The organism is Chryseobacterium sp. WX (assembly GCF_029542485.1).
GTDB classification, from domain to species: domain Bacteria; phylum Bacteroidota; class Bacteroidia; order Flavobacteriales; family Weeksellaceae; genus Chryseobacterium; species Chryseobacterium cucumeris.
This window is the reverse complement of sequence record NZ_CP120710.1, coordinates 1,906,647-1,923,525: the sequence shown is the minus strand read 5'-3', so window position 1 is coordinate 1,923,525 and position 16,879 is coordinate 1,906,647. Positions and strand designations below refer to the sequence as shown.

The 16,879-nt window shown below is 34.0% G+C and carries 17 protein-coding genes and 1 riboswitch; of the genes, 6 read left to right on the top strand and 11 right to left on the bottom strand.

What is annotated here, in order from left to right; all coding sequences use genetic code 11:
• Nucleotides 1–6: 6 nt before the first annotated feature.
• Complete coding sequence (locus PZ898_RS08665) at nt 7–336, bottom strand: PadR family transcriptional regulator (protein WP_002977573.1); 330 nt, start codon at nt 334–336, stop codon at nt 7–9.
• Nucleotides 337–851: 515 nt separating this feature from the next.
• Between PZ898_RS08665 and PZ898_RS08660 the strand changes: the two genes are divergently transcribed.
• Both PZ898_RS08660 and PZ898_RS08655 read left to right on the top strand, forming a co-directional pair.
• The gene (locus PZ898_RS08660) at nt 852–1,553 is read left to right on the top strand and encodes a hypothetical protein (protein WP_216444114.1); all 702 of its coding nucleotides are present in this window, start codon (nt 852–854) and stop codon (nt 1,551–1,553) included.
• 1 nt (nt 1,554) lies between these two features.
• Nucleotides 1,555–2,145: an HD domain-containing protein gene (locus PZ898_RS08655; RefSeq protein WP_277695312.1), complete on the top strand. Its 591-nt coding sequence runs from the start codon at nt 1,555–1,557 to the stop codon at nt 2,143–2,145.
• A 63-nt stretch (nt 2,146–2,208) separates the two neighbouring features.
• Here PZ898_RS08655 and PZ898_RS08650 read toward each other — a convergent pair whose 3' ends face one another.
• From PZ898_RS08650 to PZ898_RS08635, 4 genes are all read right to left on the bottom strand, one after another.
• Nucleotides 2,209–3,582, bottom strand: coding sequence for a DUF4932 domain-containing protein (locus PZ898_RS08650; protein ID WP_277695311.1), 1,374 nt, complete (start codon nt 3,580–3,582; stop codon nt 2,209–2,211).
• Nucleotides 3,583–3,756: 174 nt separating this feature from the next.
• Complete coding sequence (locus PZ898_RS08645) at nt 3,757–4,140, bottom strand: acyl-CoA thioesterase (protein ID WP_034699813.1); 384 nt, start codon at nt 4,138–4,140, stop codon at nt 3,757–3,759.
• 114 nt (nt 4,141–4,254) lie between these two features.
• A riboswitch (cobalamin riboswitch) is annotated at nt 4,255–4,435 on the bottom strand.
• A 34-nt stretch (nt 4,436–4,469) separates the two neighbouring features.
• Nucleotides 4,470–5,270, bottom strand: coding sequence for a hypothetical protein (locus PZ898_RS08640; protein WP_123279410.1), 801 nt, complete (start codon nt 5,268–5,270; stop codon nt 4,470–4,472).
• Nucleotides 5,271–5,300: 30 nt separating this feature from the next.
• A complete protein-coding gene (locus tag PZ898_RS08635) occupies nt 5,301–5,963 on the bottom strand; it encodes an ATP-binding cassette domain-containing protein (RefSeq protein WP_277695310.1) in 663 nt (220 codons plus the stop codon).
• 412 nt (nt 5,964–6,375) lie between these two features.
• On the opposite strand from PZ898_RS08635, the gene PZ898_RS08630 reads away from it, so the two are divergent.
• Nucleotides 6,376–7,464: a GEVED domain-containing protein gene (locus PZ898_RS08630; protein ID WP_277695309.1), complete on the top strand. Its 1,089-nt coding sequence runs from the start codon at nt 6,376–6,378 to the stop codon at nt 7,462–7,464.
• Nucleotides 7,465–7,563: 99 nt separating this feature from the next.
• Here PZ898_RS08630 and PZ898_RS08625 read toward each other — a convergent pair whose 3' ends face one another.
• The 3 genes from PZ898_RS08625 to PZ898_RS08615 all read right to left on the bottom strand — a co-directional run bounded on the left by PZ898_RS08625 (nt 7,564) and on the right by PZ898_RS08615 (nt 11,861).
• Nucleotides 7,564–8,403, bottom strand: a complete 840-nt coding sequence (locus PZ898_RS08625) for a GLPGLI family protein (RefSeq protein ID WP_131797512.1) — start codon at nt 8,401–8,403, stop codon at nt 7,564–7,566.
• Nucleotides 8,384–9,259 carry a hypothetical protein gene (locus PZ898_RS08620; RefSeq protein ID WP_148045402.1) on the bottom strand — a complete coding sequence of 292 codons (876 nt, stop codon included), beginning with the start codon at nt 9,257–9,259 and terminating at the stop codon, nt 8,384–8,386. The genes PZ898_RS08625 and PZ898_RS08620 overlap by 20 nt, the downstream gene beginning before the upstream one ends.
• A gap of 454 nt (nt 9,260–9,713) precedes the next feature.
• Nucleotides 9,714–11,861: a DNA mismatch repair protein MutS gene (locus PZ898_RS08615; protein ID WP_062674442.1), complete on the bottom strand. Its 2,148-nt coding sequence runs from the start codon at nt 11,859–11,861 to the stop codon at nt 9,714–9,716.
• A gap of 344 nt (nt 11,862–12,205) precedes the next feature.
• Between PZ898_RS08615 and PZ898_RS08610 the strand changes: the two genes are divergently transcribed.
• From PZ898_RS08610 to PZ898_RS08600, 3 genes are read left to right on the top strand one after another with little or no spacing between them, the layout of a single operon-like run.
• Nucleotides 12,206–12,727, top strand: a complete 522-nt coding sequence (locus tag PZ898_RS08610) for a GNAT family N-acetyltransferase (RefSeq protein ID WP_120231926.1) — start codon at nt 12,206–12,208, stop codon at nt 12,725–12,727.
• Between the two features lie 48 nt (nt 12,728–12,775).
• Nucleotides 12,776–13,780: an acyltransferase gene (locus PZ898_RS08605; RefSeq protein ID WP_277695308.1), complete on the top strand. Its 1,005-nt coding sequence runs from the start codon at nt 12,776–12,778 to the stop codon at nt 13,778–13,780.
• Nucleotides 13,781–13,821: 41 nt separating this feature from the next.
• Nucleotides 13,822–14,463, top strand: a complete 642-nt coding sequence (locus tag PZ898_RS08600; RefSeq protein WP_123279415.1) for a uracil-DNA glycosylase — start codon at nt 13,822–13,824, stop codon at nt 14,461–14,463.
• Here the strand turns inward: PZ898_RS08600 and PZ898_RS08595 are convergent.
• From PZ898_RS08595 to PZ898_RS08585, 3 genes are all read right to left on the bottom strand, one after another.
• A complete protein-coding gene (locus PZ898_RS08595; RefSeq protein WP_277695307.1) occupies nt 14,450–14,959 on the bottom strand; it encodes a hypothetical protein in 510 nt (169 codons plus the stop codon). The two genes, PZ898_RS08600 and PZ898_RS08595, sit on opposite strands and share 14 nt — an antisense overlap.
• Nucleotides 14,960–14,975: 16 nt before the next feature.
• On the bottom strand, nt 14,976–15,467 hold the full coding sequence (locus tag PZ898_RS08590) for a DUF456 domain-containing protein (RefSeq protein ID WP_062674452.1): 492 nt from the start codon (nt 15,465–15,467) through the stop codon (nt 14,976–14,978).
• A 79-nt stretch (nt 15,468–15,546) separates the two neighbouring features.
• On the bottom strand, nt 15,547–16,731 hold the full coding sequence (locus PZ898_RS08585) for a carboxypeptidase-like regulatory domain-containing protein (protein WP_277695306.1): 1,185 nt from the start codon (nt 16,729–16,731) through the stop codon (nt 15,547–15,549).
• Between the last annotated feature and the right edge of the window lie 148 nt (nt 16,732–16,879).

Genomic DNA, 16,879 nt, shown 5'->3' with positions numbered 1-16,879 from the left:
TGTTTTTTAATTTTGTTGGGTGATTTGGTTTACTGAGGCTGTCAGTTCATTCCATGTATTGAGTAGTTCATCCAGGAAAAGTTTTCCTTTTTCTGTGATCTGATAATATTTTCTGGGTGGTCCTCCTGTAGATTCTTCCCATCTGTAAGAGAGAAACTCTCCGTTTTTAAGTCTTGTAAGAAGAGGGTAGAGGGTCCCTTCCACTACATCCAGTTTTCCTTTTTTCAGTTCGTCAATAAGATCAGAAACATACATTTCACGGTTATTGATGAGACTTAGAATACAGAATTCCAGAATTCCTTTTCGCATTTGCGCTTTGGTATTTTCGGTATTCATCTTTGATAAGTTTTGTTAATTAGTTATATTTTTAGAAAAATGCCCCTAGCTAGTTGAGCCTATTCTAATTTTACATTACAAAGATATGTAAATAAAATGGTATTATGCAATACAAAGTAGTGAAATTTTCAAAATAAATTATTTAAAATATTGAAAATCAATTAAATAAATTTTATCTTGAATTTTACGTAAAATGAATTTTAACAGAAAATAGCTCAGAAATCTTTAATTTTTAAATAAAATTGATAGAAAAAATGATCTTTTATTAATTATTACCCATTACTCATTACAGATTACTCATGTCATAGCCCCGATAGCAGTGGTTACCCCACAGCAGCTATGGCTTTAGGCAGGAGCGAGGAGTATGAGCGGATAGCGGGAAACAGCTTCTTATCTATGAATACACTTTTATTGAAAGGGTAATTCTGACAGATAATGAGACCGGGATTTTGAGATCGCTATTATGATTCGTATTTTTGTTAGCAATAAAAACACCTAAATCATTTACTATTACCATGAATATTTTGAATAAGTACTGGCACTTATCGGCATTTCTTTTATTAGGTCCCTTATGTTTCGGGCAATATCAGTTTGAGGTTAAAAATGTATCAAAAAGTTATGATGCTGTCATCCATGTAGAAAATTGTTATGATGACAGATGCGGAGGAAAGGGAACGGTGGAATTGTTTGATCATAAAAACAGCAAAGTACAGACTTTTGTTTCAGAGGATCTGGTTTTATATACAGAACAAGGTCAAAAACCGATCCAGGGGAAATTGATCCCCCTTTTGAAAGATCAGCGTGCCGTAATTATAGATGATTTTAATTTCGATGGAACGGAAGATGTTGCCATAAGGAACGGAAATATGGGAAATTATAGCGGGGCATCTTATGATGTATATGTCTTCAACAAGACAAGATTAGGGTTTGTAAAAAGTGATGAACTTACAGAGCTGGGTTCAAACGGTCTGGATATTTTTGATGTTGATGCCAAGCGTAAACGTCTAATTTCTTATGGAAAGTCCGGCTGCTGTGATATTTTTACATCAGAATATGTTGTAATTCCGAATAAAGGACTTGATAAAGTCTTTGAAAAAGAAGAGGATATGAGCATTGAAGGTAGTGTAAAAGTGACCACTAAAGAAAAGATAAATAATAAATGGATTACCAAAACAAAGGTATATCCGTCTGATCAATATAACAGAAATAAGAAGTAAGATGAAAATTCAGAAAGAGATCGATTTTATTCTGGCAGTAGATGCACTTAAAAATGTACAGCGAAGAAATTATAATGCAGACGATTCCCGGAGAGAGAATACAGCGGAACACTCATGGCAGATTATTATTCTGGCTCAGATCCTTTATCCGTATGCTAAAAACCGTGCAGATATTGATTTGTTAAGAGTGATAAGAATGCTTTCCATTCATGATCTTGTGGAGATTGATGCCGGAGACACTTTTATTTTTGATGAAAAGGCAATGGTAGGAAAGTTCGAAAGAGAGAAAGCTTCTGCTCAGAAAATCTTTGGAATTCTGGATGAACCTTTACGTACAGAATTCTTTAATTTATGGCTTGAGTTTGAAGATGAGAAAACTCCGGATGCTATCTTTGCATGTGGAATTGACAGAATCATGCCGTTTATCTTAAATTCTCATACTTCCGGAAAAAGCTGGACTGAAGCTGGAGTGACAGAAAGACAAATTCGAAATATGCTTGAAAATGCAATCAGCAGAGCATCTGATGAAATGGGAGAGGCTTTTGAGCTTTTGCTGAACAGAAGTCTGGAAACAGAAAAAGTACTGAAATAATTGAAAAAAGAAGACCCTGCCCGCTTATTGGGCAGGGTCTTTTTATAGATCATCTGAAATGTTTTAAGAGGCTAGTAATAAGTAATTGTCGGGATTTAATAAAATTCCCTTCTTTGAATAAAATCCAGCCATACTGTTATGTACATAAAATCCCAGTACAAAATTTTTATAAGAAGTATCCAGGCTGAATTTCACTTCTTTCCCGTCTTTAGACCAGACCGGATTTTTAACGATAATGATGGTATTGCGGGTTTCTTTTCCATCAATGTATTCATATAATTTGAGCTGAAGAGTCTTTGTTTTTTTCATAGGCTCTGTGAATTGTACCACGATATTATTGAGATCAGTTTTCTCAAATTCTTTATTATTGGAATTGACAACGGAAGGCTGGGAAATTTTGTTTCCTGTTTTCTTCGTCCACTTTAATAATGGAATATATAATTTTTCCAGATTCTTTTCCTTTTTATAAAGCTCTATAAGCTTCTCCGAGAATAAATTCTGAGCAATAAAACCGCGTCGGATATTCACTTTATGATAAATCGCCGAAAGACTGTCTGTTTTTTCTTCTGGAAATTTTTCGTTGATGAACAAATCGTAAACAGCCCATGTCATATATTCATTGAATGAATTTATTCCCGGGTATCCTGATTTTTTATCCCAATTCGTAAGGTTGAAGCTTTCCGTTATTTCCTTTGAGTACTGATCTGAAATAGGATTTACATACCCATGATCGATTTCTGAAAATACGGTGTGATTATCAAGAATCCTTCTTGCGAGATTACCTTTTAAATTTCCAAGGATAAGATCTTCTCCGATATTTGGAAAGTCTACAGTTAAGGAGCTATTGATATCCCTGTGGCAATTCTGTCCGCCTACCAAAGGAGATATGGCAATAATGTATTTCTTATCTGTTTCATTGGCTGGTCTTTTTGCTATTTTATCCAAAAAAGTATAAGTATCATTGATGTAATAATACTCTTTGTAATTGGCAATTAAAGTATTGTAAAACGACTGATGATTTTTATAAAAGGTTCTGTAATTTGATTTCTTTACAAAGTCATTGATGAGCTCCAGATTTTCATCTACTTCTTTAGGACCAAAGGAATTGAAAGGAAAATCTCTTTTAAGTAAGCCTTTTTCATCAAAAGAAAATGCATAGAAATCAGTTCGGAAGCCTAAGAATTTTTTCCAATCTTTTCTTGAATAATTTACTTTTTTTAGTAAAGGATGATCTTTTACAGGCTCAAAATACGTGATGATTTCATCATAATATGGTGGGATTTTCTGTACGTCATAAGGATCTGTTCTGCCATATTCAGTGAGGGCCAGAATAATATTTCCTAATTCGTAACTTTCTGAAAGTTCAATTTTAACGTCTTTTTGTGCTCTTAATGTAATGGATAGGATAAGGGTAATGATTACAATAATCTTTTTCATGAAATATCGGTTCTTCTATAGTTTTTAGTGACAGCAATGTAAAAATAATTTTTTTGCCATGCTAAAAGTAAATAAAAAAACAAATGAAGTCCAATCATTCTTTGGTTGAGATATACTATGTTGTGTTGAATGGAAAAGTTTCGGGCGGCCTCTGGCCGCCCGAAACTTTATTGTTTATAGTATTTGGATTGGTTTCTTGAATTCGTCAATCGCTACAAAAGTAAAATCACCAATAATTGCTTTTTCTCTTTCATAGGAATACATCTGCTCGGTGTAAATTTCAACGTTTACTTTCATACTGGTTTTTCCCACGTATGAAACTTTCCCGATCAGCTCAACGATGGTTCCGGCAGGAATAGGTTTTTTAAAATCGATCTTGTCACTGCTTACCGTTACCACTCTTTTTCTGGCAAAACGGGTTGCGGTGATAAAAGCTACCTCATCCATCAGCTGCATCGCTGTACCTCCAAAAAGGGTATCATAGTGATTGGTTGTGTTAGGGAAAACCGCTTTAAAGATTCTGGTTTCGGATGCTTCAATTCTTTCTTCTGTAGTCATATATCATTATTAATTAAAGCGATAGGAAATGATTGGAAACAACAGAATAATAACAGGAACTTATAGAATTCCTGAAACAATCCATCAGATCAATACAACTTCAAATCGCGAAAGTTACATGTTTAAGAAAAAGGCAGGTCTCCTGACTTGTAACATCATTTATCTCCTTCCCATGCCTCGCACAGTGGATCTTTGATAAAGACTTCAGTTACTTACAGTTGCGCGACAGTCCGTGATTTTCACACGGTTCCCTTTTAATCTGCAGTGATGCAGAACCAATTTCTGTGATGAATAAGCGTAAAAACTTTTCGAATGCAAAAATAATGAATTTATTCCGGATTATGGTAAATAATCTGGCTGATTACTCTTCCTTTCTTAATCGTCCAGAGAGTAGTGTATCTGTTTTCCCCTGAACCGTTTATCATATAAAGAAAAATATTATCGTTGTCAAGTGAGGTTACTCCAACGTTTTCAAAATCCATGGTAGGCTGGAACATATTTTTGATGGCTTCTCTTACAAAAACAGATCCTCTTCCGGGTTGCTGTACTCTGATGGATTTGATTTCAGTCATTCCTTCAGGAAGGTCATTTCCAATTCCCCATGGTTTTACTTTATCAATGGTAAGAATTTTTCCTTCTGCATCTTTTTCCTTTTTACGGTATCCTGCATTGGAAGGATAAATATCAATCACCACTTTGCTTCTTTGGGCAGTAGGAATCTTAGGATCAGAATTGTCAGTAAAAATAAGAGATCTTCCGTTTTTAGATTTAGATGGAGTGTAGGCAGGAAGCTGGTCTACATAAGCAATACGCCCTTTATTTACCATTCCTTCTTTATCCAGAGTTTCATACCGTACAAAAGGTTTGTCGTCATCCTGTTTCTCCGGATATTTGATCCAGATCCATTCTGTTTCTCCGGGAGCAGGTTTTACATAAACAAATACATCTCCTTTACGCATACGGATCTTGTCTACAATTTTTCGGTAATCGTCTTTATGTACACGTACGTTGGCATATCCTTCTTCAGCTTTTACAACTCCAAAAGGAACTTTAGTCTGCCCTTTTACAAAAGCAATAGATAAAATACTGAAAGCGGATAAATAGAATGCTTTGTTTATGAAAGTCATCATGAAAATTTTTTGATCCCTCAAATATATAAATTAAATGCTTTTCGGAAGATAATTATACCGCTGCAGTTCTTTTAAATCTTGTATTTGTTTTAGATAGCCTTCACGCAGAAGAAATATTTGGTGTGAAATATCAAGAACTTCCTGATAATTATGATCAGAAATAATGAATCCCTTATACGCAGACTGTTCAATGATTGCAGCTTTCAATGCTGCAGAAATTTTTGGAGAAAGGCTATGGAAGGGCTCGTCCAGTAAAACAAAATCAGCTTCAGAATAAATTATCATTAAAGCTTCAATGACTCTCTGCTCACCTCTGGAAAGATCTTTAGGTTTTTCCGACAAAAAAGGACGGATCAGATCTGAAGTCAATAACAGATCTGTATTTTTTTTATTGCAAAAAAGAGGAATTAAGGTTTTAATGGTATTGTACTTCGGTAAGAAAATATCCTGTGGCAGGTAAGCAATTCTGTTTTTTCTATCAGAAATGCTTTTCAGAACTTTGTCATTGTATCTTATAAACTGGGTATCACTACTGACAGTTCCAAAAATAATTTTTAATAATGTTGATTTGCCAACACCATTTCTGCCCAGAATTCCAATAATCTGCCCGGTTTCACATCCTAAATAAATATCCCGAAGGATATTATTATCTTTAAAAGACTTGGTTATGCTGTCAATATGAAGCTTGCTCATAAAATTCCTGTTATTATTTTGACAATCACACAGACAGCTACCGTGAATCCCCAAAGGAAACCTCTGGAAAACCCTAAATTGGCATAAAAGTAATATTCATTTTTAAACCGGAGTTCATATATAAAATAATGAAGAACAAGAGATATTAAAAGAAAACTCAATCCAAAGTTCTCAATATTGAAAGAGGATAAACAAGAAGCTAATAAAGAAAATATCAAGGTGGGAATTATTATTTTTTTATAAAAAATCCAGAGAGTAGAAATACTTTTGAACATATATTAAAGCATAGAGTTTCTGTGTGTTTTACACTTTATTGTCAAAAATATTAAAAAATACAATGCTATATGGAGAAAGTATAAGCTATATTTGAAAAAATACCCTATTTTTCAAGGAAATTTTAAAACTGATAAACATGACCAAAAAACTACTTTTTGTATTCTCTTTTATGTTGGGAATTTCAAGCCTTCAGGCAACCCACAAAATAGAAGAAGAACCTCAATCTTTATTGTACTGTGATACCAATGCTCCAACAGGAGCTCAGATGTCGAATATAACACTTACTTCTGGAACAGTTACCTGGACTGCTGATCCTAATAGTCCGGATAATATGATAAGATATAGAATACCAGGAACAACTTTCTGGATGACGGGTACACCCGTATCGGGTCAAAACTCTTTCACAATTACAGGTTTGCAACCTTGTACAACGTATGAAGTACAGGTAGTGAAAGTGTGTACAACACAGGGATTATGGTCTGATCCTATATTTTTTACCACTACCATTAATTATTGTGCAAGTGCTTCTACAGATACCACGATGATGCATATTTCCAATGTGACCGTAAATTCTACAGGAGTTAACACACCAATGGTAAGTGACTCCGGACCTTCCAATTATATAGATTACAGAAGTGACCTAAGCCGTAGAGTTAAGTTTTTTATAGGAACTACAGGAAATAAGCTTTTAGTAACCAATACCTGGACGGGAACTCCAGGCACAACAACAGTAACGGCGTGGATTGATCTTAATGCCAACGGAATTTTTGAATCCAACGAAAGAGTGATGGTGGCCAATAATGTTACTCAGGCTGCTCCGGCTGTATCTGTATTTACGATTCCAAGTTTGGCAGCAGTGACACTATGCGGCGTTACTATGAGAGTTATCTCCAGTCAAACAATACCTTTAGATGCCTGCAGTACATTTACCTATGGGGAAGTTGAAGATTATGGAGTAGATTTAATCAATCTCACCCTTGGATTGGAAGAATCAGGAAAGTCTGTAAAACCTGAAATTTATCCTAACCCTGCCTCTGATGTCTTAAATATTTCAGGGATTTCAGAAGCCGCCGATTATGAAATTTATAATATTGCAGGACAGAAAATTGACGAAGGAAAAGTTTCAAATCACCATGTAAACCTTAACCATTTATCAAAAGGAGTTTATTTTATCCAGTTGAAAGATAAAGAAAAAGTAACCCGATTAAAGTTCATTAAGAAGTAAAAATAGAAAAGAGTATTTGAAAAAATACTCTTTTTTTAATCTAGGAATTGTGTAGTAAAATATTGTATTTTGAATATTCAAAATTGATTTTTTATTCAATTAGAATGTTATTATAGGAACATCCTTATCCGGATAGTTATTAAACTGATTGATTATTTTCTGTAAATATTCATTTGTTGCCTCATAATTTTTATCTTTAATCCCCTTAAACTCATAATTAAAACTATCTCCCAAATCATTTTTGAAGTTAATGTGATGAGCGGCAGGGTCATTCATAAAATCATTGATGTCCTTTACTAGCTTTTCTTTTCTTATATTTTCTTTGTTGTTTGTTATTTCTGACTGCTCATTCAACTTTTTAATTTCAATCAGTTCAAAACAATAATCCTTATCTAATGATTCAGCTTTAATGACTAAACCTGGTAGTCCTGAAAAAACATAAGGTCCATCGTTGATTGGAATATCATGAGTGTATAAAAGTTTCCATTCTCTCTTTCCAAAATTAGCAAAAGCTTCATAAGATATGTAATCATTGTACTTTCCAAACTTCTTGATATTGTAATACTTGATATTGTTTTCCTTATACCAGTAATTAAACTGGTTAAAATTACCTCCTATGATGTAATGATTTTTTGATAAATCTTTAAAAATTTTAAACCTCAGAAATGAACTAGTAACGAATGCCACATCTTTAAAATTATTTTCTTTAACAAGGGAATCTATTTTTTCTTTATTCAGATTATAAAAAATACTTTGTCCATTAATTATTTTTAAGGCCATATACTCTTTTGCAAATGAATCACTTTGTTTTAAAGGTTTAAACCTGACTTCGTAAATAATTTGATAATTTTGTCCAAAATAAATAGAGAAAGATCCCAAAAGGAATATAATACTAACGACTTTGGATAAAATACTTTTATTAATCATTAAATTTTTCACTTAATATTTTTTGATAAAATTCTTTTTCAGAACTATTTATATAGTCCAAATAGCGAAACTTGTTAAGGAAATAAAATTTTTGACAACTTTTGGATAAATACTGATTAGTATTGTCATCTTTTGTAGTTTCAATGATAGTATAGGTTGGAAGCTCTATTCGTAATACATCTTTATTTTTTGCTAAGATCTCTATAATTTTATAATGATAATAATCATTACAACTGAATTTTAAAATATCAGTTTTTATATATTTTTTATAATAATAGTCAATGGCCTCCTGAGAAAAATTCTTATTTTCTGTGCTGTTGACAGCCGAAAAAATGGTGTTAAGCCAATTGTATTTGATATAATTTTTCATTTTCTTTACAGAATTGTTCTCAGTATCCGCCGATATAATACTTTCTTGCTTGATATTATTCATAATGTTAAGCAAGATAAGTTCTGAAGATCTTTTTAATTCTCCAAGATTTTTTTTCTTAATGGCATTTAGGTAAATATTTATTTTTCCAAATGTTTCAATATTCAGTTTCTCATTAATGTATTCATGGATATTGGCCTTATCACCATTGTAAATAATATTATTATCATTTGTAATAATAATATTAAGCTTTTCTTTGGGTTCAAGAAATACATTAATAAATTTATCAAGTCTATTATTATTTTTGACTGAGATTCCCTCTGTAATATCAGGAAGCTCTTTTTTTTCATGATCATTGATAACAATTTCTTTTTGGTTATTATTTATGACGATGATTTCTCCTGTATTATTTGTTATGGATACTTTTTGGGAGGCAAAAGTGGAGAAATAAAATAAGAGGATATATGATATCCTCTTACTTAAATATGATTTTTCCATATTCAGATTGATGTTAACGAATGCATGTTGGCTCATTTCTATAGCATCTACAAATATTAAAGCAAGCTTCTGCATTATCTGCAATAGTGTCTATTGGAGGTAATCCAGATCCTGACGGACTACAATGACAATTAGGTTCTAAACCTCCTTTTAGAGTTCTTAGTTCAATTCTTGATAGTTTTTTAAGATTTTTCATGGTAAGTTTATTTTTTGTAAATGTAGCAATTAGTTTTTATAATTTTCCATAAAATGTCACAAAAAATCCTTTAAACGTGAAATATTTTTTTTATATTTACTATATATGAATACAGTTTATCATTCCAAAGCTCCCCATTTATATTCAAATGTAGGGAAAGCCTTAAGCATAGCAATAGAAAAATGAAGCATAATATAAAAAAGAGAGTACCTTCTGGTGCTCTCTCTTTATATTTGCGTTAATTTAATTTCTTATTCATTAAATTCTTTCAAGTTCATCCGCATCAATCGTGGTCTTGAAAGTTCCGTAATTGACGATCACTTTATTTCTGGAAATTTTTTCAATGGTTCCTACACTGGTGCTTCCGGTAATACGAACACGCTGTCCGATTTTCATCCACACAGCACGGTCGGTTTTACGTTTTTCTTCCAGTTTTTCATTGGTCTCAGCAATTTTTTCAATAACCTCTTCCTTTTTCAGCTGTTGAGTGATTTTTCTCTTAACAACCTGCAGGCGTTTGGTTTCATCCTTATCACTGCCCAGTTTTCTGAATTTCTCCTGTTCAAGAAGTTTTACAAAATCTTTTACCACATCCTTTCTGGATTTTCCTTTGGTATAGCTGTCAATGAATGTTTCAATCTTATTCCCGAACTGTAGTTTTCGGTGTTCCTCTTCATAAAGTTTCTGGAAATTGAACAGTTTCTGCTGAAGCTGCTCATTTAGTTTCTGAAGATTATCACGTTTATCTTCTACAGATTCTTTTCTTTCTGCAAGATCAGATTTCAGTTTTTCTACCTCAAATTTTTCCTGTTGCAGTTTTACAATCGTTTTGTCAAGATTCACAATATCATGTTCTACTTTTTTCTTCGCAGAATGGATAATGAATCTTGGAATTTTATTCTTTTCCGCAACTTCAAAAGTAAATGAACTTCCTGCCTGTCCCACTTCCAGCTTATACATCGGTTCCAATGTTTCTTCATTGAAAAGCATGGCTGCATTCTGGGCATTGGGAAGCTGTTCTATTACCAGTTTAATATTGGTATAGTGCGTCGTAATGATGGCGAAACTCTTTTTGTCATAGAAAAACTCCATGAAACTTTCTGCAAGCGCACCTCCAAGCTCCGGATCAGAACCTGTACCGAACTCATCAATAAGCAGAAGCGTATTGGCATCAGCCTCACGAATGATCCCGGACATTTTCTTCAACCTCGATGAATAGGTAGATAAATGGTTTTCAATGGACTGGTTGTCCCCAATATCAGTCATGATTTTCTCAAAGAAAAACATTTCAGACTTAGGATGAACCGGAACCAGGATGCCACTCTGAATCATCAGCTGTAATAATCCTACCGTTTTCAGGGTAATTGACTTTCCACCGGCATTCGGACCGGAAATACAGATGATCCTGTTATGTTCTGTTAAGGTAAGTGTCTGAGGATGAATGGTTTTGTTTTCAACTCTGTTTCTTAACCATAAAAGAGGATGGTAAGCATCTTTTAGTCTCAGCGTTTTATGATGGTTGATTTTCGGAAGAACTCCGTTGATCACTTCACCAAATTTCGCTTTAGCTCTCGTAAGGTCAAGGTCAAAAATATACACCTGATATCTCCATAGCTGAGGTTGAAATTCGGCCAGTTCTGCAGTAAGTTTACGGAGAACTTTATCAATTTCTTTTTTCTCTTCCTCTTCATTTTCACGCAGTTTGAAATAGTGCTTTACCACACTGTCCGGCTGAATATACGTGATGGAACCTGTTTTGGAAATTCCTAATGTTCTTCCGGCAACCCTTTTTTTGAATCCTGATTTTACGGCCAGAACCCTTTGGTCGTCAATAATCGTTTCCCGGATATCATCCAGAAAGTCACTCTGTCCATACGTGGTAAGCGCACGGTTGAAGTTTTCCTGAATCGCCTTTTTAGCAAGCTGAATTTCAGTTCTTATCCCTTTCAGAGCTGGAGAAGCTTCATTTTTTACTTCACCAAAACGGTTAAAAACCTTATCTACCTTCTCAATAATCTCTTTTCTGAATTCCAGTACAGAAACCTCTTCTAACAAAGTAGGAAACGTTTCCGGCATGGTAGGGAAGAATTTCTGAAGTCTTCCGATTTGTTCCGTGATGGTTTTTATTTTGATGAAAGCAGCATTTTCCAGACGGTAGTTCTCAATCAGCATCAATTTCAGCTCACTTTCAATATCTTCATATTCATCAAACGGAATCGCGTTTGAACTTTCAAAACTCGACAGATATTCTGAGGTTTTTTTTAATGAAAGTTCCGCCTCGTCAATTTCCATCGGACGAAGTTGAAGAATTTTTTCTCTTGTTTTTGGAGAATACGCAAATGGGGAGATTTCCGCGAGCAATTGCGGAAACTCTAATTCGTCTAAATCTTCTTTATCTATATACACAATGCAAATTTAGTGAGAATTTTGATTATTACGTATATCTGAGAGATTTACAGAATAAATTAACGGCGAGTTTAATGATTATAGGGGTGCTTTTTTCTCGAAAATTTTAAAACTTCAAAAAAGATCAATTTTTTTACACGCAAAGTTTTTTATTACTAAACCTTATCTCTTTTAAGGATGCAAAGAGTGAAATCAATACATTGATTCTTTCTAAGCGATTTGCCCATTCTGCCACTTCATCAGCAATTTAGTCGTATTTCTTTGCTTACTTAAAATGAGTAATAGAATGCAATAACCTTTGCATTTATATAAATTGATGCTATTCTTTTTATTACATTTGAGATGTGAAACTAGAAACATCAAGATTGATTTTAAAAGGAATCAATGAAAATAATACAGAAGACATTTTAAAAATCCGAGGCAATCCGGAAGTCAATAAATTTGTGAAAAGAGTTTCACCAAAGACCAACTATGACGCGCTTCAGTTTATTTTAACAATTAAGCAAAGAACTCAAAATAATCAAACGGTCTATTGGGGAATTTCTTTAAAAGATCAGTCCCATCTTATCGGAACCATTTGTCTTTGGAATTTTTCTGAAGACCGGAAGACAGCAGAAGTCGGCTATGAACTGTTGCCAGAGTACCACAGAAAAGGAATTATGTCTGAAGCTTTAAATGCGGTTGTAGAGTACGGATTTAACGAGCTCCATTTACAGGAAATTTTGGCCATTACCAGTACATTCAATGAAAATTCAAAAGGACTTCTTTTAAAACATCATTTTATTTTGCAGGAAGGAAAAAAAGATGAAGGTTTTCCGGATAATATTATTTTTAGTTTGAAAAGGCTATCGGGTGATCGTCTGTAAGAAATCTAGCAGGTTTTTCTCTATCTTTATCACCGATTGAAATTACATATGAAAAATGAAATAAAATCTTTAACGGGACTTAGAGGGATTGTTGCATTATGGGTAGCGTTTTTTCATTTTAGTTTTTTTAGGAATGAATTCATTCAGGATATAGTAGGAAAAGGGTATGTAGCGGTTGATATCTTTTTTGTGCTGAGTGCTTTCTTACTGACAATTTCTTACTCCGATAAATTTAAAAATCTGAACTATAAAGCAATAGAGGTTTTTTATAAAAAGAGAGTTAACAGAATTTATCCTGTCTATATTATATCAGTTGTTTTTATTGCTTTGTTTTTAATGAAAACTTCTATAGCAGGATTTCTGATTAATGCAAGCTTATTACAGTGTTTTTTTAATCCTGATTATCTGCTGAATGTGGTCTATTGGTCACTCAGTACAGAATGGGTTTGTTATTTGATATTTCCTTTTATGCTATGGCTTGTTCTGCATTATAAAATACGCAGCGAAATTTTAATTATTGCCAGTCTGGTTTTGAGGTTTGCACTTCCATATATTCCCGATCATTTATATATAGGTTCTGAACATCCAATGCAAGTAGGGGAATCACCAAGATATCTTGATCTTCCTTACGGACTGGTTTCTCTGCTAAGAACGGTTTCTTCCTATTTTCTTGGAATTGGAATTGCCCTTCTGCCACCATTTAAAACGAAGAAGGAAAACCTGTTCCTTTATATCATTCTCCTATTGTTTGGGTTTATGCTTTTTGTGGAAAAAGGGCTCTTGTTTATCCCTTTATTATCAGCATTGATGATCAAATATCTGTATGAAGGAAATTCAAATTATCTGAAAGCATTTTTAGAAACTAAAGCGGTGTATTTTTTAGGAAATATTTCCTATTCGTTATACATTATCCATTATATGGTGAAGAAACAGAATTTCATTATTGTAAATTCTTATCATCTTAATAATGTGTTATTAATCTCCTTTTCATTATTGCTGTCCTATTTTTCGTATATGCTGATTGAAAGAAAAGTGAAGATATTTAAAGTATAATGGAGGCTCTTATTTTATTTTAATATTATTATTTTTGCACTATGACCTGGACAGAAATTTTAGCCCCGATAAAAAGTACGGAATACTTTACCACCCTTTGGGAGAAAGTGAAGAATGAATATGCAACAACCAAAGTTTTTCCACCCAAAAATCAGATTTTCAGAGCATTGGAACTTACAGCTTTTGATGATGTGGAAGTAGTGATTATTGGCCAGGATCCTTATCATAACGATTATCAGGCGAATGGATTGTGTTTCTCTGTTTCTGAGCAGGTTGCAGCACCGCCATCCCTGAAAAATATTTTTATAGAGTTAAAAGATGATCTGGGAGTGGTAAGAACTTCTAAAGAACTTGATGATTGGGGAAAACAGGGCGTTTTACTGTTGAATGCTACCTTAACGGTTCGTGCGCATTCACCCAATTCTCATAAAGATTTAGGCTGGGAAAAATTTACCAACTTTATTATTAAGGAAATTTCAGATAAAAAGGAGAATGTGGTTTTTGTTTTATGGGGCGCTTTTGCACAAAAAAAAGCCGAACTCATAGATCCGGCTAAACATTTTATTATTAAATCGGCACATCCTTCACCTTTTTCTGTGTACAGAGGTTTTTTTGGAAGCAAGCCTTTCTCAAAAATTAATGAATATCTTGTTTCCAAAGGGAAGAAGCCTATTTCCTGGTAGAATCAGCAGATTGATCTGCTTTTTTTATTGTAATTCCGATTTTATATTTTCCGGCTAATGCTTTTGTCCCATCCTGCGATTTTGGATGAGGAGCAATGTCTTGTAATGTGATAGTATATCCGTTAAATTCTGTCGACTGATGATAATTTCTTGCCGGGTAATCTGCGCTTGCAAGGTTCAGGGTCATCGGTCGGGTAGAAGTTCCCATTACTTCCACCTGAGCAAGAGCAACACCAGCCCATATACATTGAGCTCCTTCAGGACAACGGCTGTCTTCAGAAACTCCTTTGAATGTCACATTCATCTGGTATTCTCGTAAAAACTTATTTTCTCCTTCAGTCAGATAAATAACACCGTCTTTCTGATGATCAGAACTTGTTGTTTTTGTACCTGTGGACATTTCAGTAGCTTTTGTATTAATTCTGGATTTCTTTTGGGCATCGCATCCTGTTAATGCAAATATTCCCAGACTGAGTATGACAATTTTATGGAACATAGTTTCTTATATTTAATTAAATGACGTTAAACATATTAAGTAATACTACCAAAAACATTGCCACTCCTACCACAAAACTGAATCCGGTTCCATAAATGAATCCAATCAGTGCTCCTTTGGTTGATCGTAAGGCTTTATTCATATCCTTACTGTCGTGAAGTAACTCACCAATAAATACCCCTGCAAACATTCCTATCAGAAATCCCAACGGAATAGGAATAAATATCCCAACAATTGTTCCAATCACAGAGCCAATGCTTCCCCAGCGGGTACCGCCATATTTTCTGTTGGTCTTTGCCGGAATTACATAACTTAACACTACAGAAGCAAGTGTAAGAATTCCGAATGCCCAGATATAAATCATAGAAAGATCAGCATCCGTCCCGAATTTATAGATCAAAAGTCCGCAGATACTCAGCAAAAGACCAGGTAATACCGGAAGAAAAGTTCCTAATATTCCTATAAATAACAGAATAAGGCAGAAAATATTGATAATCGTTGTATCCATTCTTTTAAAAAATATACATGCAATATAAAAAAAGTGGCCTTATAAAAAGCCACTTTGAGAACTGAGTTATAAAATTTTATTACAAATTTAAGATTACGTATTCCAGAATCGGTCCTGCTTTGCCGATATTTCCACTTGCATGATTATGGAATGTGGTATAATAAATATTTCCACTGCTTGTCGTTCCTGAACATGATCCCATATAATCGCCATGCGCCTGATGAGCATTCCATGCATTCTGATTAATGGTAATGGTAATTGTGTTGCCATTTGCCGTATGATGGCAGATCGTCATGTGATTATTGTTTAAAGACGTTCCCACAGTGGTTTTAGGGGCGGTTTTATCCACGTACTTATTGGTTCTTATCATCAGTGGTTCGTTATCTTTCTGTACCAATACTTCCCAGAATAAAGGATCATAATACTGGATTTTTTGCCACAGAGACATATCATACTGGATATCTAATGTACTAAACCCTAATGCTGAAGCCATAGCAGTATTGGAAACAGTACAGTTGTTATACATACTGGCATTTCCATTGATATTAAAACATATCTTCGTAAAATCCAGAAAGCCTCCGGCTATACCGCAGGATTGCGCATTTTGATTTCCGCCTACCAGATACGCAGCAGCCCAGTCTGAGCTGTAAATGCTTCCGCCGTTTGTGATAAAAGTAGAGAGATTACTGAAAACGGAAAGGTCGTTACCAGGTGAGCTGGTTCCCGTCTGTGCAAGATTACGTGAACCGCAGTTCAGGAAAATAATATCATACTGAGAAATGGTGTTGAAGTTTTTTAAATCCTGATAGCTGATTTCTGTTGCGGTGTACCCAAGATTTGTAATAATAGCCTCTATTTCGTCATAACTGCCTTCTACATAAGCTATTTTTGCAATCTGGTTCAGTTTGGAATCTTTGCTGGGAACACTAGTTGTTTCATTTTTGTTAATGGTAACAGGAATTTCAGTTCTGAAATTAAGGCCATTACCGGTCTGAATGTGAAGAGTTGTTTTTCCTTCAGGTGCAGTCAGACTGAAGGAACCATCCGCATTGGAATACGTGTGATAAACCTGATTTTTGCTGTCAATAGTAAACACCGTGGCACCACCAATGGGTTTTGTTCCGTTTTTAGCAAATACTTTACCTTCTATAGTTCCAGTGGGTAAAGTTTTGGAATCTTCCGGATTCACTGAGTCATCACCTCCTTTACAGTTTACTAAGAGCACAAGGCTGCATAGTACGATGAACAAGTAATTTTGTCTCATATTTAATTGATTTTGATGGGTTTAGTTTTAACCAAATTTAATAAATTTTTAATATTGAAACAATTAAATTGTAATTTATTTTAATATTTTTTACTTAAATAGGTTATTTGTAGTTAATTTTTCATTTATAATTAAAGGTTGTAGAGGA

Coding starts and splice junctions, on each gene's coding strand:
- PZ898_RS08665 (WP_002977573.1), bottom strand. CDS start 336: ATGAATACCGAAAATACCAAAGCGCAAATGCGAAAAGGAATTCTGGAA.
- PZ898_RS08600 (WP_123279415.1), top strand. CDS start 13,822: ATGACCTGGACAGAAATTTTAGCCCCGATAAAAAGTACGGAATACTTT.
- PZ898_RS08585 (WP_277695306.1), bottom strand. CDS start 16,731: ATGAGACAAAATTACTTGTTCATCGTACTATGCAGCCTTGTGCTCTTA.
- PZ898_RS08645 (WP_034699813.1), bottom strand. CDS start 4,140: ATGACTACAGAAGAAAGAATTGAAGCATCCGAAACCAGAATCTTTAAA.
- PZ898_RS08655 (WP_277695312.1), top strand. CDS start 1,555: ATGAAAATTCAGAAAGAGATCGATTTTATTCTGGCAGTAGATGCACTT.
- PZ898_RS08630 (WP_277695309.1), top strand. CDS start 6,376: ATGACCAAAAAACTACTTTTTGTATTCTCTTTTATGTTGGGAATTTCA.
- PZ898_RS08660 (WP_216444114.1), top strand. CDS start 852: ATGAATATTTTGAATAAGTACTGGCACTTATCGGCATTTCTTTTATTA.
- PZ898_RS08605 (WP_277695308.1), top strand. CDS start 12,776: ATGAAAAATGAAATAAAATCTTTAACGGGACTTAGAGGGATTGTTGCA.
- PZ898_RS08640 (WP_123279410.1), bottom strand. CDS start 5,270: ATGATGACTTTCATAAACAAAGCATTCTATTTATCCGCTTTCAGTATT.
- PZ898_RS08595 (WP_277695307.1), bottom strand. CDS start 14,959: ATGTTCCATAAAATTGTCATACTCAGTCTGGGAATATTTGCATTAACA.
- PZ898_RS08650 (WP_277695311.1), bottom strand. CDS start 3,582: ATGAAAAAGATTATTGTAATCATTACCCTTATCCTATCCATTACATTA.
- PZ898_RS08635 (WP_277695310.1), bottom strand. CDS start 5,963: ATGAGCAAGCTTCATATTGACAGCATAACCAAGTCTTTTAAAGATAAT.
- PZ898_RS08620 (WP_148045402.1), bottom strand. CDS start 9,259: ATGGAAAAATCATATTTAAGTAAGAGGATATCATATATCCTCTTATTT.
- PZ898_RS08590 (WP_062674452.1), bottom strand. CDS start 15,467: ATGGATACAACGATTATCAATATTTTCTGCCTTATTCTGTTATTTATA.